The sequence below is a fragment of the Streptomyces prunicolor NBRC 13075 genome, from assembly GCF_000367365.1.
GTDB lineage: Bacteria > Actinomycetota > Actinomycetes > Streptomycetales > Streptomycetaceae > Streptomyces > Streptomyces prunicolor.
In genome coordinates, this window is the sequence record NZ_BARF01000094.1 from 81114 (window position 1) to 102041 (window position 20928).

The 20928-nt window shown below is 69.4% G+C and carries 18 protein-coding genes; 12 read left to right on the forward strand and 6 right to left on the reverse strand.

The annotated features are described in order from the left end of the window. Positions 1 to 250: 250 nt before the first annotated feature. The gene (locus SPR02S_RS39975) at positions 251 to 3121 is read left to right on the forward strand and encodes an AAA family ATPase (protein WP_043258815.1); all 2871 of its coding nucleotides are present in this window, start codon (positions 251 to 253) and stop codon (positions 3119 to 3121) included. Positions 3122 to 3149: 28 nt separating this feature from the next. On the opposite strand, the gene SPR02S_RS39980 is transcribed toward SPR02S_RS39975, so the two are convergent. Together SPR02S_RS39980 and SPR02S_RS39985 are read right to left on the reverse strand one after the other, a co-directional pair. Continuing rightward, on the reverse strand, positions 3150 to 5063 hold the full coding sequence (locus tag SPR02S_RS39980; RefSeq protein ID WP_043258816.1) for an N-acetylmuramoyl-L-alanine amidase: 1914 nt from the start codon (positions 5061 to 5063) through the stop codon (positions 3150 to 3152). 183 nt (positions 5064 to 5246) lie between these two features. Beyond that, positions 5247 to 6320, reverse strand: a complete 1074-nt coding sequence (locus SPR02S_RS39985; RefSeq protein ID WP_019062646.1) for a hypothetical protein — start codon at positions 6318 to 6320, stop codon at positions 5247 to 5249. 252 nt (positions 6321 to 6572) lie between these two features. Between SPR02S_RS39985 and SPR02S_RS39990 the strand changes: the two genes are divergently transcribed. Beyond that, the gene (locus tag SPR02S_RS39990; RefSeq protein WP_019062647.1) at positions 6573 to 7490 is read left to right on the forward strand and encodes a toll/interleukin-1 receptor domain-containing protein; all 918 of its coding nucleotides are present in this window, start codon (positions 6573 to 6575) and stop codon (positions 7488 to 7490) included. Positions 7491 to 7653: 163 nt separating this feature from the next. After that, positions 7654 to 7878 (forward strand): hypothetical protein, encoded by a 225-nt coding sequence (locus SPR02S_RS39995; RefSeq protein ID WP_158697961.1) that lies wholly within the window; start codon positions 7654 to 7656, stop codon positions 7876 to 7878. Between the two features lie 18 nt (positions 7879 to 7896). Here the strand turns inward: SPR02S_RS39995 and SPR02S_RS40000 are convergent, their stop codons facing one another. Both SPR02S_RS40000 and SPR02S_RS40005 read right to left on the reverse strand, forming a co-directional pair. Further along, positions 7897 to 10599 (reverse strand): NACHT domain-containing protein, encoded by a 2703-nt coding sequence (locus tag SPR02S_RS40000; protein ID WP_019062649.1) that lies wholly within the window; start codon positions 10597 to 10599, stop codon positions 7897 to 7899. A gap of 51 nt (positions 10600 to 10650) precedes the next feature. Beyond that, the gene (locus SPR02S_RS40005; RefSeq protein WP_019062650.1) at positions 10651 to 11325 is read right to left on the reverse strand and encodes a toll/interleukin-1 receptor domain-containing protein; all 675 of its coding nucleotides are present in this window, start codon (positions 11323 to 11325) and stop codon (positions 10651 to 10653) included. A gap of 230 nt (positions 11326 to 11555) precedes the next feature. On the opposite strand from SPR02S_RS40005, the gene SPR02S_RS40010 reads away from it, so the two are divergent. From SPR02S_RS40010 to SPR02S_RS40030, 5 genes are all read left to right on the forward strand, one after another. Further along, positions 11556 to 11870: a hypothetical protein gene (locus tag SPR02S_RS40010; RefSeq protein WP_245607696.1), complete on the forward strand. Its 315-nt coding sequence runs from the start codon at positions 11556 to 11558 to the stop codon at positions 11868 to 11870. Between the two features lie 37 nt (positions 11871 to 11907). After that, positions 11908 to 12225, forward strand: a complete 318-nt coding sequence (locus SPR02S_RS65860) for a carboxylesterase family protein (protein WP_281169925.1) — start codon at positions 11908 to 11910, stop codon at positions 12223 to 12225. A 236-nt stretch (positions 12226 to 12461) separates the two neighbouring features. After that, entirely contained in the window at positions 12462 to 12887 is a 426-nt protein-coding gene (locus SPR02S_RS65865) for a carboxylesterase/lipase family protein (RefSeq protein WP_026151284.1), read from the forward strand. Between the two features lie 261 nt (positions 12888 to 13148). After that, on the forward strand, positions 13149 to 16376 hold the full coding sequence (locus SPR02S_RS40025; RefSeq protein ID WP_026151285.1) for an alpha-L-rhamnosidase: 3228 nt from the start codon (positions 13149 to 13151) through the stop codon (positions 16374 to 16376). 207 nt (positions 16377 to 16583) lie between these two features. Continuing rightward, complete coding sequence (locus SPR02S_RS40030; protein WP_026151286.1) at positions 16584 to 17480, forward strand: S1 family peptidase; 897 nt, start codon at positions 16584 to 16586, stop codon at positions 17478 to 17480. 92 nt (positions 17481 to 17572) lie between these two features. Here the strand turns inward: SPR02S_RS40030 and SPR02S_RS40035 are convergent, their stop codons facing one another. Then, positions 17573 to 18076: a TetR/AcrR family transcriptional regulator gene (locus SPR02S_RS40035; protein WP_026151287.1), complete on the reverse strand. Its 504-nt coding sequence runs from the start codon at positions 18074 to 18076 to the stop codon at positions 17573 to 17575. Here SPR02S_RS40035 and SPR02S_RS63575 point away from each other — a divergent pair. After that, complete coding sequence (locus tag SPR02S_RS63575) at positions 18066 to 18440, forward strand: hypothetical protein (RefSeq protein WP_162473576.1); 375 nt, start codon at positions 18066 to 18068, stop codon at positions 18438 to 18440. The two genes, SPR02S_RS40035 and SPR02S_RS63575, sit on opposite strands and share 11 nt — an antisense overlap. A gap of 73 nt (positions 18441 to 18513) precedes the next feature. On the opposite strand, the gene SPR02S_RS40045 is transcribed toward SPR02S_RS63575, so the two are convergent. Then, the gene (locus tag SPR02S_RS40045; protein ID WP_019062656.1) at positions 18514 to 18936 is read right to left on the reverse strand and encodes a secondary thiamine-phosphate synthase enzyme YjbQ; all 423 of its coding nucleotides are present in this window, start codon (positions 18934 to 18936) and stop codon (positions 18514 to 18516) included. A gap of 123 nt (positions 18937 to 19059) precedes the next feature. Here SPR02S_RS40045 and SPR02S_RS66305 point away from each other — a divergent pair, with 123 nt between their 5' ends. From SPR02S_RS66305 to SPR02S_RS40055, 3 genes are all read left to right on the forward strand, one after another. Further along, positions 19060 to 19143, forward strand: coding sequence for a putative leader peptide (locus tag SPR02S_RS66305; RefSeq protein ID WP_350495123.1), 84 nt, complete (start codon positions 19060 to 19062; stop codon positions 19141 to 19143). Positions 19144 to 19269: 126 nt separating this feature from the next. Further along, positions 19270 to 20166 (forward strand): ABC transporter permease, encoded by an 897-nt coding sequence (locus SPR02S_RS40050; protein WP_026151288.1) that lies wholly within the window; start codon positions 19270 to 19272, stop codon positions 20164 to 20166. Further along, the gene (locus tag SPR02S_RS40055) at positions 20139 to 20906 is read left to right on the forward strand and encodes an ABC transporter ATP-binding protein (protein ID WP_019062658.1); all 768 of its coding nucleotides are present in this window, start codon (positions 20139 to 20141) and stop codon (positions 20904 to 20906) included. The genes SPR02S_RS40050 and SPR02S_RS40055 overlap by 28 nt, the downstream gene beginning before the upstream one ends. The last annotated feature ends 22 nt before the right edge of the window (positions 20907 to 20928 follow it).

The following is a 20928-nucleotide window of genomic DNA, read 5'->3' on the forward strand; positions in this document are numbered from 1 at the left end:
GACATGTGCTTCTGCCCTCCTGAGCAGCACGCACGCCGGAACGCCTACGTCACCTGCCCCGCCCGCGGCGCCGGATGCACCGGCAGGTCCTACGCGTCATGGGCCCACCGCACGGACAGCACCGTACGGAGACCGTCGTAGGACCGTCCCGACCCCTCACGCCGATCGCCCTCCCGGGGGCACTCTGGAGACATGACGGAACGCCGCAATGGAGCGGCGGGTGTACGGGGGCGTCATGGAAGAAACAGCGATGACCGACGTGCCGGCGGTTGGAGTGGCATACGAACCGGTCCGCGTACCGGGCGACTCGGGTGCGCACGGGCGGCATTGTGTCACCGGGCCGGACGAGGTGCCGTCTGTCCCGGGAGCCGTGGGCCTCGTCGGCCGGCGTGCCGAACGGGATCTGGTGAACGGTCTGGTGGACGCCCTGCCGCAGCGGGGCGGCGCGCTGCTGCTGAGCGGTGAACCGGGGATCGGCAAGACCACGGTGCTGCGCCACGCGGCCGCCCGCGGCGAGGGCGCCCGGGTGTTGTGGGCCTGCGGAGTGGAGTCGGAGGCCGTGCTGCCGTACGCGGTGATCGCAGATGTGCTGCTGCCGTTCCGCCACCACTTCGACGAGTTGCCTTCGGCCCAGCGCAGAGCCGTCGAGGGCTGTCTCGCGCTCACGGACGTGGCCGAGTCGAACCCGTACGCGGTGTGCGCGGGCGCGCTCGGCGTGCTGACCGCGGCCGGGGAGGAATGGCCGCTGCTGGTCCTCGTCGACGACGTGCACTGGGCCGATCCCTCCTCGCGCCAGGTCCTGCAGTTCGTGGCCCGGCGGCTGGCCACGGAGCGCGTGGCCCTGGTCATGGCGACGCGCGGAGGGCAGGCGGAGGACGGGATCCAGGAGTGCGTGCCGCACACCACGCTCGGGCCGCTGACGGACGACGAGTGCTGGACGCTGTTACGGCGGCAGGCGCTCGACCGGGCGGATCGGGCGGCGGACCGGATCGTACGGCTGGCGAACGGCAATCCCCTGGTCCTGGTGGAGTACGCGGCGGCGCTCGCCCGGACCCGCGCGTGCGGAGCGGTGCCGTGGGACGACTCGTGGGAGGCGCCCGGGCCGCTGGTGGAGCGGGCGTGGCGCGGAATGCTGCGCGTGCTGCCGGCGCGCAGCCGGGAGGCACTGCTGTACGTCGCCGCCGGCCGGACCCCGCAATGGCCACTGCTGCAACGGGTGTTGGCGTCGGAAGGACTCACGACCGCCGATCTGGACGCGGCCGAGGCGGCCGGGCTGGTGCGGATGCGGGACGGCGCCTGCGAGCTGCGGCATCCCGTGCTGCGGCCGGTGGTCCTGGGGCAGTGCGCCACGGTCCGGCGGCTGGAGGTCTACCGGAGGCTGGCCACGCTGACTTCGGGCGAGCTGCAGACCTGGTACCTGGCCGCCGCCGCTCCCGGTCCGGACGAGTCGGTCGCCGCGCGCCTGGTGTCCGATGCCCGACAGGCTCGGCAGCGCGGGGCGTTGGCGGCCGCCGCGCCCGGCTGGCGACGTGCCGCCGAGTTGTCACCGGATCCCGCGGACGCGGCCCGCCGGTTGTTCGAGGCCGCGCACGACGCCTTCTACGGCGGTACGGCGCGCGACGCCGCCGAGTGGTGCGAACAGGCCCTGTCGCACAGCCGGGACCCGTTGCTCACCGCGGACATCGAGTTCCTGCGCGGCCAGGCCTGCACCTGGCTCGGGGATCCGGGCCGCGCGCACCAGTTGCTGGTCGGCGCCGCCCGCACGGTGGAGTCGGTGGACCCCGCACGTGCCTCTCAGCTGTACGGGGCCGCGGTGGTGCCCGCGACGATGGACGGGCGGATACGCGAGGCGTGCGACATCGCCGCACGCTGCGAGGAACTGGCGGACGGCACCCGTGGCATCCAGCGCCGGCAGGCCGGTGTCATGCGCGCCCGGGCGCAGGTTCTGGGCGGCGACGTGCGCGAAGGCCGTTCGACTCTGCTCGCGTTGCTGGAGGAGACGCGCGGCCGGACGGGTCCCGAGGAACGTCAGGTGACGATGGAGATCGCGCAGGGCCTGTCCTGGACCGACGAGGGAGACCTCGCCCGCCGGGTGCTGGACACGGTGATCGAGGGGATGCGCCGCGACCACTCCCCTGCCCTCCTGCCGTACGCGCTGCTGGCGCGGGGCCAGGTGGAGATGTGGTCGCGCTGGCCGCTGGCTCGCGCGGACACCACCGAGGCGCTGCGCTGGGCCGAGGAGTTCGGGCATCTGGCGATGACGGGGTACGCGCTGGTCCAGCTCGCGCGACTGGACGCCCTGCGCGGCGATTTCGCGGACTGCCAGGAGCGTGTGGCGCAGTACGAGCGCTGGTGCGGCGGCCGACTGCGCGGCCTGGCCCTGTTCGCCCGCGGTGCGCTCGGTACGGCCGCGCTCGCCGCCGGTGATCCGGAGGCGGCGCGTACGCACCTGGAGGCGGCGTTCGCCCTGGCGGAGGAGACGGGGCTGGTCAATCCCTGCCTCATGCCGTGGGTGGCCGACCTCGCCGAGGCCTGTCTGCGGACGGGGGCGAGGGAAGGGGCCGTCGCCGTCGCGGACTGGCTGCGGGAGCGCGAGGCGGCGACCGGTCTGGCCTGGCCGGCCGCCGCGCACGCCCGCTGCCGGGTGCTGCTCGCGCGGTCCGCCGAGGAGGCCGCCGACTGGCTGGCCGTCGCGGAACGCGTCCATGCGGACAAGGAGATGACCTTCGAGTCGGCTCGGACCCGGCTCGTCGGCGGAGAGGCGCTGCGCCGGTTCAGGCGGCCGTCCGCGGCACGGGAACCGCTGCTGCTCGCGCAGCGGACGTTCACCGTGCTGGGCGCCGTTCCGTGGGCGGTCCGTGCCGAGGCGGAGGTCGCGGCGGCCGGGCACCGCTCCGCCGTCCACGGGAACGAACCGCCCGCGGTGGCCCTGCTCACGCCGCAGGAACTGCAGGTGGCGCGGGCCATAGGTGAGGGCCTCAGCAACGTGGAGGCGGCCGCGTCGCTCTTCCTCTCCCGCAAGACGATCGAGGCGCATCTCACCCGGGTCTACCGGAAGTTGGGCGTCCGCTCCCGCTCGGACCTGGCCCGCTGCCTGGCTCGTGCCGGGGTCACCGGGTAGCGGGCCGGCCGGCTCCCCACCGGACGGTTCAGGAGACCTGCGAGGCGTCGACCAGGACCACCCGGTGGTTGTACTGGACGGTGTAGTACTTGGCCGCGCCGGTGACATAGGTGTCGCCCGAGACGAAGAAGTCGTCGGCGCTGACCGGCGGTTGGGTGGCGACGTAGGCCTGGCCCGCCGGGAAGGCGTAGACGGTCAGGGGCTTCTGGGTGGACGGGGACAGGCCGGAGGGATACTCCGACGCCTGCGGGTAGCCGGAGCCGTACAGGCTCGCGGCCTGGTCGCCGGAGTGGAGGACCGTGGCGCCGGGCGCGGCACAGGTGTTGACGCCGCGTGGGTTGTGGAACCACACCTTCGCGCCGCTGAACCAGATGGCGGTCCAGTCGCCGTCGACGTCGGCGACCACGAACTGCTGGCCGGCCTGGACAGTGCTGCCCCAGTCGTGGATCGAGTCGGTGCCCGCGCTCGCGCCCGGGTGGATGGCCGGGTCGGCGAACAGGGGCGCGTCCGCGCTCGGGGCGGTGCGCACCGGAAGGAAGTTGGCGGGCGCGGTGTTCTCGGTGCACTCGGTGGTGGCGCCCGTGGGGTCGTCGGCCGGGCAGACCTGGACGGTCTGTTCGTTGGTCGCGAACTCGGGGCTGATGGTGACCGCCGAACCCACCCTCGGGACACGGCGGGCGGCGCTGTCCGCGTGTGCCGCCCTCGTCGGGGCGACCATGTCCATGAACGCGGTCCAGTCCCAGTAGGGGCCGGGGTCCCAGTGCATGCCCCGCACGTAACTGTCCTGCGGGCCGGGCACGTTGTCGTGGCCGATGATGTGCTCGCGGTCGAGCGGGATGTCGTACTTCGCGGCGAGGTACTTCACGAGATCGGCCGTCGCCTGGTACTGCGCCTGCGAGTACCAGGTGGCACCGTGCGCGGCGTAGCCCTCGTGCTCGATGCCGACGGAGTGCATGTTGAACCAGTAGTTGCCGGCGTGGAACGCGATGTCCTTGGCGTGCGTCATCTGCGTGACGGCCGCGTCCGAGGCCCGCATGACGTAGTGCGCCGAGTCACCGGACCCCGCCGTCTGGAACGTCTTGATCGCGGCGTCGTACGACGACTCGGTGTCGTGCAGGACGATGTACTTGATCTGCACTCCGTCGTCCGGCCGGCCCGCCACCTGCCCGTTGGAGGCGGCCGCGGCGAGGAAGGTGCAGTCGACCGTGGGCGGGCACTCGGTGTCGGTGGCCGTCACGGCGGCTTTCAGCTTCAGCTCGGACAGTTGCCCCGTCTCGGGGTGGACCGCGCGCTGCGCCGCGAGGCGGACGTGCTGCCCATCGACCGTCGTCCGCGAGGCACCCGAGGACACGGTCGTGAAGACACGGTCGGCGAAGAGCTGCGCGGCCTTCCTGTCCGACGACTGGCTGTACTTGGCCACCGCTCCGTACCAGTCGGCCGGATCGGCGGAGCTCTTCCCTTTCAACTCCCTCTGGTACGAGGCGAGTAGGGCGGCACCGGCGCGGATGTTCTCGCGGTCGTCGGTACGCAGCTTCGCCGCCGGGGTGCCGGTGAGGTCGGCCGCCGCGTCGAGGGTGTGCAGGGCCGGGTCCGCCGTCAGCGCGGCGAGGTCACCTCGGCCGACGGCACCCGTCGCGCCCCCGGACACCATCTTCGCGGTGACGTCCATCAGGTTCATCGGGCCGTATCCGCCCGAGGTGTTGTAGTGCCCGTCGTGGTCGTCCCACTGCGACTCCTGGTACGACACGGCCAGGAGCACGGGCAGCGGTACGCCGAACTCCTTGGCCGCGTCGGTGAAGGAGGCCTGCCGGTCGGCGCCCGGGGGCTGCGCGGCCTGCGCCGTCGACGGCAGAACGGCGAAACAGCCCGCGGCGACGGCGCCGCCGGCCAGGATCGCGGCCAGCAACTTCCGGGGTGATCTTCTACGCGAGGATTGCTGCAAGGATCTTCCCTTGTACGTAGTGCCCTGATGTGTGGGTAGTGCTTGACGGGCATGGAGTGCCCTGCCGCAGACGTGCGGGGCGACGCCTGCCCGAACCACTATGCGGAAGCTTCCACCATCACCGGCCGGACTTCACAACTCCCGCAGGTAGCAGGCGAGTCGGCGTCTCTGGCGCGCCCTCCCCTACGGCGAATTGGGCGGAGGGGGCTGAGACGAGGGCAGTTGGGGGACGGGAGGTTCCGTCTGCTTGAGGCGGCCGTACACCGCGTCGAACGTGAAACCGGAGACGAAGCCCACCGTCAGCACGAAGAACAACAGCCGCCTGACTCCATCACCCGCCAACGTCTCGGGAGAGGCGGCGAGTTGAGCGGAGACGAAGAGCAGGAAGGAGATGGCTCCCGCGGACATGCCGAGGGCGGCCGTCCGGGCCCACTGTTCTCCCTGATCGAAGGTGTTGCGCATGATGGCACCGGCCGTGCCCGTGGCGAGGGCGCCCACGATGAGGGCGGTCAGGTTGACCGGAGCGTTCGAGTCGAAGGAGTACGCGAGCGGGATCATGCCCAGACCGAGGCAGAGGAGCATCAGGCCCAGGATGATGCCGAGCGCGTTGGACCAGGCGGCACCGCGTCGGGCACGGGCCTGCTGTCGGTCCCGGGCCTCTCTGCGCCGGGCCTGGGCGAGCAGCGACTCGATCAGGCGGGGCGCTGTGTCCGCGCGCCATTCCGCGCCCATGAAGGACACTTCCGCAGCGCTGGCGTCGTGGGGGACGCGGTTCATGATGTCCCATACTTTGCGCGCCGCTCCGCCGAAGGCGGCCACCGGGTACAGCGGGATACCGAATGCGAGGCAGACCAGCCCGGTCACAAAGGTCGACCGGCCACCGCCTATGAGGACAACGCCGTGCACCTCACGGAGCGAGCGGTAGTAACTGATCTCCCAGTCGTCGCCGGTCTCAAAACGAGTGTCGAACACCTCGGGTTTTTCCGCCAGCATCGGGAAATTCGTCTCGCCGTCTCCGTACGGGGGCCGGACCTGAATCGATCCGTGCCGAATGTCTCCGTGCGAGACATATCCGGTGACGACACTGCCCTCCACGAATTGCGCCTCGCTCGAATAGACCACGAGATCGCACTCCGCTTCGGCCAGCGCTCTGCCGATCTGTTCGCCGGCCCGGGGCACGTTCCCCACATGGGCGACGGGTTGCTGATAGGCGCGCGCAGGATCGGCGCTGCCCACGACCGCGATCAGTTTTCGCATGATTCCCTCCCCTGCTTCCCTCCCCGGAAACTTCTCCAGAGTGCCAGATGAATCCGCGCTCTTTAAGTCTGTTTTGTGCCGAACGCTCCGAAAATGGGCGAGCCAAAGGCCTGTTCGGGCCTGGATCAGTACGGACGCGCCAGTGCGGGCGCCGGTCCCGGGCCCGGCACCGATGCCTCTGAGACTCGCGGCCGCGGCACTGTGTGCGGGATGTGGGGCGCGGACACATGGGGCTGCTGCCACACTCGTGCTGTGACAGTAGGCCGGACATATGTCTTCATCGGTTCCGCCCAGAAGGACCGTCAGCATCTCGCAGCTCTTCGTCGACATCTGACCGGTCTGATCGAGGAGGGTCTGATCGAGGTATTCGACGTTGAGAGGATCATCCCCGGTGAGCCGAGAAAACAGGTACTGCTGAGCCGGCTGGAGTCGGCGGACATCGTCGTCCTTCTCGTCTCAGCAGATTTCGTGAGCTCAGCTTCCTGCCGCGCGACCATTTTGGAGCCTGCCCTGGTCAGGCACAATGCACGTCAGTGCGTCATCGTCCCGGTCAATCTCGGCCCGGTCGATCTCGGCGACGACAATCCACTCGGCAAACTCCAGCACATCCCAGCAGATCGCCCCATCGTCGACTGGCGATCCCCGTCCAGAGACAAGGCCTGGATGGCCGTGACAAGTCACCTGAGAGCCCGCGTGAAAGAGCATCAGCAGTCGCTGCCGTCGAGGAGTAACGTCTCTGCTCCTTCACCCCCGGACCAGGACCAGGACGCGATCGTCCTCGACCTCTCGGCGCGGCTCTCCGCGAGGAGGGCGGTCGACAGGCAGCGCCCCACAGGGAATGGCGGCGGGGACCGGTCGACGACTCACGGACCAACGGCTCACGGAAGCTGGGACGAGGTGAGGCGAGTGCTGGACACCACCCGGTTCGACGGGACCGACTGGCGGACCTGGACCCTGAGTACATCGGCGCTGAGAGCAGAACTGGCACGCCCCCGCGCCCCTCACCCCCACACCCCGGACCGCGTGCACGCCCTCGTCGACGAGATCAGACGCATGCTCGACAGAGCCACCTCGCCGAACTCCCCATCCGCCACGGTCACTCAGGCTCAAACCGAATGTGAGAGGTTGAGGAGCTGGCTGGCCGATCTTCTGGCCGCCGACAAGGGCTGAGGTCCCGTCTCATGGCCGCCGCGGCATTCCAGGACGCTCGGCGGGCAGGCGCGTAAAAGCAATACAGCATCTGGATGAGCTGAGCCGACTCTCGTCGATGCAATCCGCCCTTTTGCGACAGAAAGCCGAGTTCGAGACATCCCTGGGCAGGTACAACGACACAGTGATCCAACTTCTGTCCATGATGAACACCTCGGATAGAGCCGCACTCCGGTCGCTGAGCGAAGAGTTCATCGGTGCTGCGGACGCATTCCTCACGTACGTGACATTGACACCGGCGCCAAGCACTCAGAAGCAAAGCAGGCGGCACACCAACACGTTGAAGGACCTGTGGCTGGAACTCCGCAAGTCCCTCGGTCAATTGAGTGACCTCCTGCGCGATGGATGATCGTTTGTCTGCTCGTCATCAGATCTCGCTGGGCCCCGCCGCGGGAACACGCCAGCGCGTTCCCGCGAATCGCGCCATGGCCGTCTCCAGGTCCGCCGGGACCGTAGAAGTGATCGACATCAGAGGCAGTACGGCATATCGGCCCGCACCCACTTTCAGGCTCCGATGAGGGGTGGAAACACCGGGGTGCAACGCGATCACTATTCCGTACCCCGAACCCGCCCAGCCCCGGAACGACATCTTGGACACCTCGACACGCGCTATGTCGCGCCAGGCGATCACGCCACTACGGCGGCCCACCGTGTAGGCCAGCCGGTCGTGAGTCAGCTGAAGATCGAGGAGCACGGCCCTTCTCAGAGATCCGACGAGTGTCACGACCACGCCCACTCCGACCCAGAACAGCACCCACCACAGGCCGGTTCTCCACTCTCCGTATGCCGCGAAGAGCACGAAGTGCAGGGGGGCGACCCAAGCGACGGTGTTCCAGTGCGCCAGCGTGATTCCACGCTGACGCCCCAGGACCCGGAAGCTGTGCCCGTCCTCGCGTACCTCCCAATTCGGCCGCTCCGCCAAGGGAGTTCTTTCGATGCCGGCGAAAAGCTCCCGGGTGGCGACCCGGTGTTTTCCCGGAGGCCATGGGCCGGCCGAGGAGAAGTCACGCCGGCCGCCGGTGGACGGACCCGGCGCTGCCGGAGGGAGCGCCCCACCGCCCTGCCCGCGGCGTCCGGAGAAGTGCTCTTGAAGGCGTGCGTTGCGGAACCGGTATGTCCCGCCGCCGCGTTGGAGTAGTCCGGCCTTGTGCGCGTCCCGGAGGAATTCCATCAGCGACCACGGAACTCTGCCGAGCACCGCCAGAGACGTCTTCGCCAGCAGCCACCGGCTCCAGGGGCTGAACAGCACGAGCACCACGGCTGCTCCGGTCCAGCCGAGCAGTGCCCACACCACGCCGGTACCCGACACTTCCGGCGAAAGCCAGTCCATCGCCCCCTGCCCCACGCCGATGAGCGGGGCGACAGTGGCCAACGACAGCGCCAGGGCGCGGCGTTCGTCCCGAAGCAGTCGGTCGGGGCCGCTCGCGTCCTCGGTGTCCGACGGTGCGGAGATCACGGCGAGCACGAGCGGTGAGAGCAGCGTGGAGCACACTGTCATCACCATGAGCGGTGCCGTGTACGCAGTGGCCAGCGCCCACGCGGACAGCAGCGTCGTCGAGCCGATCACGATCGAGACGGCCTTCGCCGCTCTGCCCACGGAGACGGCTCGGCTCGCCGAGCGCAGCGCGGCGCCGACACGGAACGGGTTGGCGAGTCGCCGTGGCCGTCCGTCGAAGCGCCGGAACCAGAACCGTTGGAACGCCAGAAGCAGTCCAGTCAGGACCAGGCCGGTCGAGAAGGCGAGTTCCGTCCCGGGACGCGTGGACTCCGTCCCGGATCGGGTGCCGGCGAGGACCGTGCCCATGGCGCCGACGCCCCAAGCGATCACCGCGCACACCGCCGCGAGGACGAACGGCGTGACCGCGAGCACCACGGGGTTGCGGTACAACTGCCACCACGCGAAGTCGGTTTCGTGGCGTCTGGCCAGGTGAGTGGCCAGAAAGCCCAGATAGCGTCGGGCACGGCCGGTGTTCCATCGACCAGGGGCGTGCAGCCGGTCCGGACTGTGGGGCAGCGGGCTGAGGACGGCGGGCACGATGCCTTCCAGCAGGTGCTCCTCGATCGAGGCACGGTCGGGGAAACGTCCCGTGTCTGTCAGTTCCACGGGCTCGGTGTGCGACCGTGCGTACACCCGGCGGGCGAGCCAGAGCATCAGGGGGTTCGAGAGCGCGAGAGCGACCGGCTTCGGTGGGCTCTTCAGCAGTTCGTCGAGGACCGGTTGCCACCGTTCCAGGTGCGACCGTGGGATGGCGCCCGTCAGGTGGGTGAACGCGTCCCGGCCGGTGACGGGCATGGCTTCGACGACCGCTGTCGCGGGGAGGTCTCCCAGGTGGCTGGCCGCCTCTCGGTATGCGGCGGGACGCGAGGCGAGGATCAGCGGATCGCCGTCCCGCAACGCGTGGTGGAGAGCCTCTACGACGATGGCTCGACGGTGTGGGGGCAGTTCGTCCAGCCCGTCGAGCACGGGCAGGATCTTCCCTTCGGACACCAGACGTTCGGCCGGGTGACGGCCGTCGATCCTCGGCAGGCCGGGGTGTTCCTCGGCGATCCTTGCCGCCAGCCAGGTGTGGAGGTGGTCGCGTTCGGCGTTCCATGTCTCCAGCGGGAGGATCACGGGCACCGGGCCTTCGCCGGCCTCCTTGATCCGCCGGGTGAGCAGGTCCAGCGTCAGAAGGACCGCGAGGGTCGTCTTCCCCGCACCGGACTCGCCCAGTACGACCAGGCGCTGTCGGGTGAGCGTCAGGAACGCCTCGGCCATGGTGCCGACATGATCGACGTCGCCTCCCCCGTCCCCGTATCCCGTGTACGGATGGCCGGCGTCGGGCCAACTCGCCCGCCAACGGATCCTCATCGGCGCCGCATGGGCGATACCCCACGCGTTGGCTTCCGCGCGCCATTCCGAGAACACGCTCAAGGCGAGCGTGTGGGCGGCCAGTTCCAGGGGATCAACGGGCTCGGGAGCCTGCTGGACGAACTTGAGGTGAAGCGGCCCGTTGAGCACCCCGACCTGGATCAGGGTCCCGATCGTGCTGTCAGAGACGATGTTGTGGACAGGCGGAGAGGAACTCACTCGACTCACCCGTCCTTCCCGCCCCGCGCGGACCCGCGCCACGCCGACCGGTCACGGGGACTTCGGCGGATCGTCCGGCCCGTCGGCGGCGGGAGGCTGCGTGTAGTTGATGGTCATGCCGCCGTTGACCTCACCGACCTGCCAGACCGGACCGTGCACCGTGCTTCCCGTGATGTGGTTGCCTGTCGCGGCTCCCTGGCCTCCGGGAGCACCGGTTCCGCTGTCCGTCGGACGCGACGTCGGAGCGGCCCCTCGGTCGCGGGCGTCGCTCACGCCTTCGACCAGCTTCCGAAGTTGACGGGCCACCTCTCTCCACTGTTTGGGCGCCGCGGTCCTGTATTCCGTCAAAGACTTGTCGCTGGGCGTTCGTTGGAGTCTGCCGAGGAAGGAGTCCTTCGCCACGTCGAAGGGTGCGACATTCACCGGGAACAGTCGGCATTCACCGGCTTTCCACCGTCGTTCCGCGATCGGAAGCTCGCTGTCCATGCAGAACTCGGAGGCGACGAAGTTCGGTGTGAGGAGCAGGACGATGATGTCGGCCCGTTCCATCTCATCGAAGAGAACGGGTTCCCAGTCGACGCCAGTCGGAATGTCCCGATCGTCGAAGACGTGGACACCGCTGCGTTCAAGATCCGCGACGTGCTTCCGGAAAGTCTGCCGGTGCGCTTCATCCAGGCGTGCGTAGCTGAGAACTACACGGCAGGAGAGACTCGATGCGGCAGACATGGCTTCCCCGTGATCTCATGAGGCCGCACCCCGACACATCGCGCCCGATCCGGAGAGGCGTGCGACGCGGTCACCTGAGCGACCGCCGATTCGTAGAGTACGGGCGATGCGCGATGATCGCGTCCATTTCGCCGTAACTCCAGCCCGTCAGAACTGGCCCCCAGGATGGTCCGATGTTCAATCGCCTGGAGATCAAGACGTTGCCACCAGGGTCCCGATGGGCTGCCCAGGTGCGGTTGTTGATCGATGGCAAAGATGTGGTGGCGGAGCCGGTCGGCGAGGGAGGCCGCGGCCCGTTCGTGGAAGAGGCACTGCCCGCCAACAGTCGCAGCCCGCTGTGGGCGACCGCGGAGGGAAGACGCGTGGTGCTGGGGGAACCCGAGTGCACGGGTGGCTGCTGCGGCCACCTCTCGGTGTTCGTGCGGCGGCACGGGGACATCGTGGAGTGGTCCGACTGGCAGGTACCTGAAGGCGAGGCACAGCTTCCGGCATTTCACTTCGAGGCCAGGCAGTACGACGCCGAGGTGACCCGGGCTTCTGCTTGAGCCGGCCTCTGGGATGGTCGGTGTCGGCCGGGTGAGGGTGAACGGGCCGGGTCAAGCCGTCGTCACCGCCGACCGCACCGCCTGCTCGCAGATCACCGCCCTCGTCAGCTGCAACTACCGACTCGGTGCCGAAGGCTCCGCCGCGATCGACGGCGCCCCGGCCGATCGCGGTCTGCTCGACCAGGTGGCCGCGCTGGAGTGGGTGCGCGAGAACATCACCGAGTTCGGCGGCGACCCCGATCAGGTCACGGTCTTCGGCGAATCGGCCGGCGCCGGCTCGACAGCCGCGCTGCGTTGGTGTTCGCGGCGGCGTACGGCCTGTGCAGCGTGGAGTTCGTACCGCGCCCCCTGCTGAACCTCGCGGCGGGCGCCGGCCATGCCCTCGGCAGCCGGCCTGTTCCACAGGGCCATCGCCCAGAGCGTCGGAGCCCCTTTCCTCTCCCCGGAGTCGGCCGCGGACGTCTCCGCCGTCATCGCCGCCGGGCGCGGTCTACGCCCCACGGCGACCGACCTTTCCACGGTCGAGCCGAACGACCTCGCGCCGGCCGATGGGGCCAACTGGCCGACCACCCCAGCCTGTTCGGCCCGGTCGTGGACGGCGACGTACTGCCCACCACCCCCTGGCAGGCCCTGGCCGACGGCGCGGGCCGCGACATCGAGCTGATCGCCGGCCACACGCGCGACGAGTACCAGTTGTTCCTGCCTCCGCGGCCGGGCGCGGTGGCCGAACAGGGAGCATCGCGCGCGCTTGCCGTCCACGGCCCCGACCCGAACGCCGAGCCGGCCTACCGCTCCGCGTTCCCGAACACCTCCGCCGAACAGCTCTGGGCGCTGGTCCGCTCCGACCGGCTGTTCCGCATTCCCTCACTCCGGCTGGCCGAGAGCCAGGCAAGGGGCGGCGGACGGGCCTACCTCCACGAACCGGCCTGGCCCGCACAAGGCGCCGCCTTCCCCGAGCAGGACTCGCGCCGGCTCTGGCAGGACCATGAATTCCCGCCCCTCCCGCTGAGGCACTGAGGCACTGAGGCACTGAAACGCGCTTGACCCTCATCACGACTTGTCGAGCCTTGATCGGCCCAAGGGTCTGCCGACTCCGATTGAAACCGTTCAATGCCCTCGCATCCGCTTCGCCCGCCGACTCCGCCCGAAACAATCGTGAAGTAGCCGTGTAGCGAAAACACTTGCACACCGATTGACCCCGACCTCACCAGGCTCTACGTTACCCACGCCTCTCAAGTCTGAATCGATTCATCCATTCCGTGCGAGTGAGGAGTCGTAGTGATCAGCAGGAGGAACATGCTCGCGGGTGCGGTCGCCACGGTCGCGGCAGCGACCGTGGACGGCGTACCGGCGATGGCCGCACAAGCATCCGGACAGGCACAGGCGGGAACACAGGCACAGCGCGACGGGCTGCGTGTCACGGCGCCGACCGTGGAGTACGTCCAGCACCCACTGGGGATCGATACGCAACGCCCCCGGCTGAGCTGGCCGTTGACCTCCGCCCGGACGGGCGCGCGCCAGAGCGCCTATCAGATCCGTGTCGCCACCACCGCGTCGGGCCTGTCCCGCCCGGACGTCTGGGACAGCGGGAAGGTCACGTCCGGCGAGTCGGTCCTCGTGTCCTACGGAGGTCCCGGACTCAGACCCCGCACGCGCTACCACTGGTCCGTACGCGTGTGGGACGCCGACGGGCAGGTCTCCGGCTGGAGCGCGCCCTCGTGGTGGGAGACCGGCCTGATGAATGCCGGACAGTGGACCGCCGACTGGATCTCCGCACCGGCGGCCCTCGTGGACGCGCCGTCCTTCGAGGGCGGTTCGTGGATCTGGTTCCCCGAGGGCGATCCGACCAACAGCGTTCCTGCGGCCACCCGTTGGTTCCGCCACACCGCCCAACTCCCCGACGGAATCACGTCGGCCACGCTCGCCATCACCGCCGACAACGTATATGCCGTCTCCCTGAACGGAGTTGAGGTCACCCACACCGACCTCGACACCGACAACGAGGACTGGAAACGCCCGGCGGTGATCGACGTACTGGAGCGCCTGCGGGCCGGTGACAACGTTATCTCCGTCGCCGCCACCAACGCGACGGAGGGCCCGGCGGGGCTCGTCGCCGCCCTTGTCGTCCGGACCGCCTCCGGTGAGCAGAAGGTGTTCACCGACGCCTCCTGGAAGACCACGGATCAGGAACCGGCCGACGGATGGCGGGAGTTGGGGTTCGACGACGCGGGCTGGCCGGCGGTCCGGGTGGCAGCGGCCTGGGGTGGCGGACCGTGGGGGCGAGTCGTGCCGGTGTCGTACGCCGTCACCCAACTGCGGCACGAGTTCCGGCTGCCGCACCGGAAGGTGGCCCACGCGCGCCTGTACGCCACGGCGCTCGGCCTGTACGAGAGTCACCTCAACGGCAGCCGGGTGGGCCTCGATCAGCTCGCTCCCGGCTGGACGGACTACCGCACCCGCGTCCAATACCAGACGTACGACGTCACCGAACTCCTGCGGCCCGGCGCCAACGCCATCGGGGCGTATCTGGCACCCGGCTGGTACGCGGGCAACGTGGGCATGTTCGGGCCCGGTCAGTACGGTCAAGTCCCGGCGCTCCTGGCCCAGTTGGAGGTGGAGTACGCGGACGGGACGAGCGAGCGCATCGCGTCGTCCGCCGACTGGCGGGCCGCCGCAGGGCCGATCGTCACCGCCGATCTGCTCGACGGCGAGACGTACGACGCGCGCAAGGAGACCCCTGGCTGGGCCTCGCCCGGCTTCGACGACACGGGCTGGCTCGGCGTGCGGGGCATGGGTGGCATCGGCGACTTCGGTCCCGACCTGATCGTCGCGCAGGTGGACGGTCCGGTGCGGGTGGAGCGGGAGCTGACACCGAAGACCGTGACCCAACCCAGGCCCGGTGTCTACGTGTTGGACCTGGGCCAGAACATGGTCGGCTCGGTGCGGCTGCGCGTGTCGGGCGACGCGGGCACGACCGTCCGGCTCAGACATGCCGAGGTGCTCAACCCCGACGGCACCGTCTACACCGCGAACCTGCGGACCGCGGCGGCGACCGACACGTACACCCTCAAGGGCGGTGGAAAGGAGGAGGTCTACGAGCCCCGCTTCGCCTTCCACGGTTTCCGCTACGTCGAGGTGACCGGATTCCCCGGCACCCCCTCGGCGAGAGCCGTCACCGGCCGCGTGATGCATACGTCCGCCCCCTTCACCCTCGACTTCGAGACCGACGTACCGATGCTCAACCAGCTTCACCACAACATCACTTGGGGCCAGCGCGGCAACTTCCTCTCCGTTCCGACCGACACACCCGCGCGCGACGAGCGCCTGGGCTGGACGGGAGACATCAACGTCTTCGCACCCACGGCCGCTTACACGATGGAGTCGGCCCGCTTCCTGTCCAAGTGGCTCGTCGATCTTCGGGACTCCCGGACCGCGGAGGGCGCGTTCACGGACGTCGCACCGATGGTCGGCACGGTCGGCAACGGCACGGCCGGCTGGGGCGACGCGGGGGTCACGGTCCCCTGGTCCCTCTACCAGGCGTACGGCGACCGCCAAGTCCTCGCGGACGCCTGGCCGTCCGTCCAGACCTGGCTGGCGTACCTCGAGCAGAACAGCGACCAACTACTGCGCCCGGACCGGGGATACGGCGACTGGCTGAACGTCGAGGACGAGACCCCCAAGGACGTCATCGCCACCGCGTACTTCGCGCACAGCGCAGACCTCGCGGCCCGCATGGCCGGGGAACTCGGCACGGACACCGCCCCCTACCTCGATCTCTTCGAACGGATACGAACGGCCTTCCAGAACGCCTACGTCACCTCCGACGGCAGGATCAAGGGCGATACACAGACGGCCTACGTCCTGGCGCTGTCGATGAACCTGCTGCCGGACACGTCGCGGAAGCCCGCGGCCGACCGTCTCGTCGCTCTGATCGAGGCCAAGGACTGGCACCTGTCGACAGGTTTCCTCGGTACTCCCCGACTGCTGCCCGTCCTGACCGACACGGGCCACACCGACGTCGCCTACCGCCTCCTGCAACAGCGTTCCTTCCCCAGCTGGGGCTATCAGATCGACCGGGGCTCCACCACGATGTGGGAACGCTGGGACTCCATCCGGCCCGACGGCACCTTCCAGGACGCGGGCATGAACTCCTTCAACCACTACGCCTACGGCTCGGTGGGTGAATGGATGTACACGAACATCGCCGGCATCTCCGCGGGCCGGCCCGGCTATCGCGAGATCGTCATCCGCCCCCGCCCCGGCGGAACCGTCACCACCGCCCGCGCCACGTTCACCTCGGTCTACGGCCCGGTCTCCACCGGTTGGCGGCAGCGGTCCGGCCGGTTCACGCTGACCTGCGCGGTGCCACCCAACACGACCGCCGAGGTGTGGATCCCCACGTCCACCCCGGACGCGGTGACCCACACGCACGGGACCTACCTGCGCCAGGAGGACGACTGCGCGGTGTACCGAGTCGGCTCCGGCACTCACCACTTCACCACCTGATCAAGGCGGTACGGCTGCCCGGAGCGGTCATCCGCCCGGGCAGCCGGGAGGCCGGGACGGCGGGCCGACCCCTTCGGCCGAAGTCCGCCTACCCCCGCCGGGCAAGGCTGAGCACACTGACAGCAGCACAACACTCAGGCGCAGCACGCCCGTTGCCCCATCGGACGTGCTCCGACCTGACCTACCGACCTCGGGGGAGACTGGCTGATGAGAACACCCCGTACCACCATCGGGCGTTCACGAATGATCGCCTCGGTGTTGAGCCTGCTCGTCGTGACCGTCCTCGCGGTGTCCGACACCGGCGCGTCCGCGGCGCCTGCGGTCGGCGCCGCACCGGCCGCCGCCTCGGTGACCCGCGTGACCTCTGCCGTCGAGTCGCTGGCAATCGCCGGGACGACCTGGGCCCTCGACGAGCACACCGGGAAGCTGCGGGTGCTCGCCGACTCCACGGTCTCGGACCCGGACCTGCTCCAACTGCGCGGCGCCGCCCGGCAGTTCGCGGGTGCCATGTCCCTCGACCGGCTCGACGGCTCACTGCGCACCCTCGTGTCGGGCGGCGACGGCGTCTACACGTCCACCGGGCGCTGCACGGCCGGGGTCAACGTGCAGAGCGGCTCCGTGTACTACTTCGTCACCGCCGGCCACTGCACCGACGGCGCGTCCACCTGGTACACCAGTTCCGCCATGGCCACGACGATCGGCACCACGACCGCCACCAGCTACCCCACCAACGACTTCGGAGTCGTCCGCTACACCAACACGGCCGTCCCACACCCCGGCACCATCGGATCCGTCGACGTCACCGGCACCGCGACCGCGTACGTCGGCCAGAGCGTCTGCCGTCGGGGGGCGACCACCGGTGTCCACTGCGGCGTGGTCACCGCACTGAACGCGACCGTCAACTACGGGAGCGGAGCAGTCGTCTACGGCCTGATCCAGACCAATATCTGCGCCGAACCGGGCGACAGCGGCGGACCGCTCTACGCCGGCGACAAGGTCATCGGCATCCTCTCCGGAGGCTCCGGGAACTGCAGCACGGGAGGGACCACGTACTACCAGCCGATCCAGGAAGTGCTGAGCGCGTACGGGCTGTCCGTCTACTGACGAAGGCGCGCGGAGAACGGCAGGCCTGCGGTGCGTGCCACGTCGGCGCTCCGCCTGCAATCAGTGGTACGGAGCTACGGGTTGACGCGGATTCAGCCCGGCCGCCGGAAGGCTCCGTACCACTGATTGGCGGCCAGTTCGCGGGCCACTGTCGCGTCGCGATCAGGATCGCCCGTCAGAACCTGATGCGCGATCACCCGGAAGCCACCGTGCACGATGACCTGGCCGGCGGTGGCCGGGTCGACGGCGGCGGATGTCCGTCCTGTCGCTTGCGCCTGCCCGATCCAGCGCTGACACAGCTCCTGGAAGGGATCGGGCTCGTCGGCCCGGAGTCGGCCCGCTGTTGAGTCACGGTCCGCCGCTTCCAGCATGGCGCGCAGTACGTGGCGCCGCTGCCGGTAGTGGCCGATGACCTCTTCGAGGGTGTCGGCCAGACGGTTGAGCGCGTCCGGCCGGTCCGGCGACCAGCTGCTCATCAACCGGTACGAGCCGCTCTCGAGACCACTGGCCGGACGAATCAGCGGGGCACTCTTCTCCTTGAAGTACAGGTACAGCGTGGACCTGGCTACGCCGGCTTCGTCCGCGATGCACTGCATCGACAAGGCGGAGAACGAGGTGCCCTCGGCCAGGAGCCGTTCGGCAGCGGCCAACGCACCCACCCTTGAGTTCGTCCAGCACATCCTCATGCAGGGTGCCGCGCCCGAGGTTCAGCAACTGGTCGCCGACCTCCTGACACCCATGCCCGGGGACTACTTCCTCGACCCGGCCGAGAGACCCGCCGTGACAACCCTCGGCATCCCGCTGCACTACCTGCTCGGCGACGAGGACCACGCGTTGCCGCACCCGGGCGAACTCTTCGCCCAGCGCGCCGGGCCGACACCCAGCGCCGTACCCGGGACCCACGAGGGCCTGCTCACACACCCCGAGGAGATCGCCAAGGCCATCCTCGCCGTCGACTGAACGAGGGCTTATAGGCCTGCCGAGTGCGCGTTGATCACACCCACGGTCACCACACCCCGCCCCGCCCCGGCCCTCAGCCGAGGAACGACAGCCGAACCCGCCTGTTCGGATTATCGCGATTCGTGTCGACCAGACACACCGACTGCCACGTCCCCAACTCCAGCCGCCCGCCCACCACGGGCAAGGTCGCATGCGGCGGTACGAACGCCGGGAGGACGTGGTCGCGGCCGTGCCCCGGGCTGCCGTGGCGGTGCTGCCAGCGGTCGTCGGAGGGGAGGAGGGTGTGCAGGGCGGCGAGGAGGTCGTCGTCGCTGCCGGCGCCCGTCTCCAGGATCGCGACGCCCGCCGTGGCGTGGGGGACGAAGACGTTGAGGAGGCCGTCACGGCCGGTCGCCACCTCCTGGAGAAAGGCCTCGCAGTCGCGGGTCAGGTCCATGACCCGCTCCCTGGATCCGGTGGCGACGTTCAGGACTCGGGTGGTGAAGGCAGCTGACATGCCTCTCATCCTGACCCATCCGCCGGGTTCCACGCCTCGCCGATCGACCGGCCTGTGATACGAGGGGTCCAGCCTGCGAGACACCGTTGACCGTGGCACGCCATCTGACCTAGTTTCGGCCGCATGTTGCGTTCAGTTCTGCTCACCACGCGCGGTCACATCGACCTGCTGCGGGTGGCCTCCGCCGCGTGTCGCCGCGGCTGCTGACGTCTTCTTCCGCCTCACCCTCTCTCTTCCCGTACTCCGCCGTGCCCGTGCGTACCGTCGCGGCACGGCGGCGTTGAGGCGTACCTCCCTTCTCACCGGACGCTCTCCCCCACCCGTGGAGCACCCATGAGCATCAGCCATGCCCCACCCGACTCCTCAGAGCCGGATATTTCTCCTATATCCGGCTCACCGAAGACCGATACGGACGATCGCTCCTCCTTCGATCTCGTCCCCCTTGTCCCCACCTCCTCCCGCCGCACCCGCGTCCCCCGCTGGCTGCGTCGCACCACCGGCCCCCTCGTGCTGCTCGCGCTCTGGCAACTCCTCAGCAGCACAGGCATGTTGACCTCCGACGTGCTCGCCTCGCCCGGACGCATCGCCCGGGTCGGCTGGGATCTGATCGACAGCGGTGCGCTCGCCTCGGCCATGACCACCTCGCTCCAGCGGGTCGCCATCGGGCTGCTGCTCGGTACCGTCATCGGCACCGGACTCGCCCTGGTCTCCGGCCTGTTCAGGGTCGGCGAGGACCTGGTCGACGCCCCCGTGCAGATGCTGCGGACCGTCCCCTTCGTCGGGCTGATCCCGCTGTTCATCATCTGGTTCGGCATCGGCGAGGCTCCCAAGGTCGCCATCATCACGCTCGGTGTGACCTTCCCGCTGTACCTCAACGTCTACGCCGGAATCCGGGGCGTGGACAGCCAGTTGATCGAGGCCGGGGAGTCGCTCGGGCTGTCCCGCTGGGGGCTCGTACGGCATGTGGTGCTGCCGGGCGCGCTGCCCAACGCGATGACCGGGCTGCGCTACTCCCTCGGTATCGCCTGGCTGGCGCTCGTCTTCGCCGAGCAGATCAACGCGGACGCCGGTATCGGCTTCCTCATGGTGCAGGCCCGGGACTTCCTGCAGACCGACGTGATCGTGGTCTGCCTGATCGTCTACGCCTTCCTCGGCCTGCTGGCCGACTTCCTCGTCCGCACCCTCGAAAGGCTGCTGCTGCAATGGCGACCGACGTTCACGGGCCGGTGAGCCCGCAGGCGGCGACCCCCTCGCCGGTGACCACGCAGGCGGTACGGGTCGAGGGGCTGACCCGCTCCTTCGACGGCCGTCCCGTCATCGACAAGCTCCAACTCGACGTACAGCAGGGCGAGTTCGTGGCGCTGCTGGGCCGCAGCGGGTGCGGCAAGTCCACGTTGCTGCGCATCCTCGCCGGGCTCGACCGGGACATCGAGGGCACGGTCCTCGTGCCGCGTCGCAAGGCCGTCGCGTTCCAGGCGCCCCGGCTGATGCCGTGGAAGAAGGTGTGGCGCAACGTCCTGCTGGGACTGCCCGGGAAGCCCGAACGGGCCGTAGCGGAAAGGGCGTTGGCGGAGGTCGGGCTCGGGGATCACTCCGACGCGTGGCCCAAGACATTGTCCGGTGGTGAGGCGCAGCGTGCCTCGTTGGCGCGTGCCCTGGTGCGTGAGCCCGATCTGCTGCTGCTCGACGAGCCGTTCGGCGCGCTCGACGCGCTCACCCGCATCAAGGCCCAGCGGCTGGTGGGCGAGTTGTGGCAACGGCGGGGCTGCGCCGTCCTGTTGGTGACCCATGACGTCGAGGAGGCCGTGCTGCTCGCCGACCGGGTCCTGGTGATGGACGACGGCGTCATCGCACACGAGCAGCACATCGACCTCAACCGGCCGCGCGACATCACCGACCCCCGGTTCGCCGAACTGCGCGCCGGACTCCTGGAACGCCTCGGCGTCGACACCGCCGCCGAAGCCGCCTGAACTCCCCCACGCGTCAACCCAG

Bases quoted from the DNA above. Each gene is read 5' to 3' on its own strand.
- SPR02S_RS40050 (WP_026151288.1), top strand. From the start codon at position 19,270: ATGAGCATCAGCCATGCCCCACCCGACTCCTCAGAGCCGGATATTTCT.
- SPR02S_RS40055 (WP_019062658.1), top strand. From the start codon at position 20,139: ATGGCGACCGACGTTCACGGGCCGGTGAGCCCGCAGGCGGCGACCCCC.
- SPR02S_RS40030 (WP_026151286.1), top strand. From the start codon at position 16,584: ATGAGAACACCCCGTACCACCATCGGGCGTTCACGAATGATCGCCTCG.
- SPR02S_RS40045 (WP_019062656.1), bottom strand. From the start codon at position 18,936: ATGTCAGCTGCCTTCACCACCCGAGTCCTGAACGTCGCCACCGGATCC.
- SPR02S_RS40035 (WP_026151287.1), bottom strand. From the start codon at position 18,076: ATGCAGTGCATCGCGGACGAAGCCGGCGTAGCCAGGTCCACGCTGTAC.
- SPR02S_RS40005 (WP_019062650.1), bottom strand. From the start codon at position 11,325: ATGTCTGCCGCATCGAGTCTCTCCTGCCGTGTAGTTCTCAGCTACGCA.
- SPR02S_RS63575 (WP_162473576.1), top strand. From the start codon at position 18,066: ATGCACTGCATCGACAAGGCGGAGAACGAGGTGCCCTCGGCCAGGAGC.
- SPR02S_RS39975 (WP_043258815.1), top strand. From the start codon at position 251: ATGACCGACGTGCCGGCGGTTGGAGTGGCATACGAACCGGTCCGCGTA.
- SPR02S_RS39985 (WP_019062646.1), bottom strand. From the start codon at position 6,320: ATGCGAAAACTGATCGCGGTCGTGGGCAGCGCCGATCCTGCGCGCGCC.
- SPR02S_RS66305 (WP_350495123.1), top strand. From the start codon at position 19,060: ATGTTGCGTTCAGTTCTGCTCACCACGCGCGGTCACATCGACCTGCTG.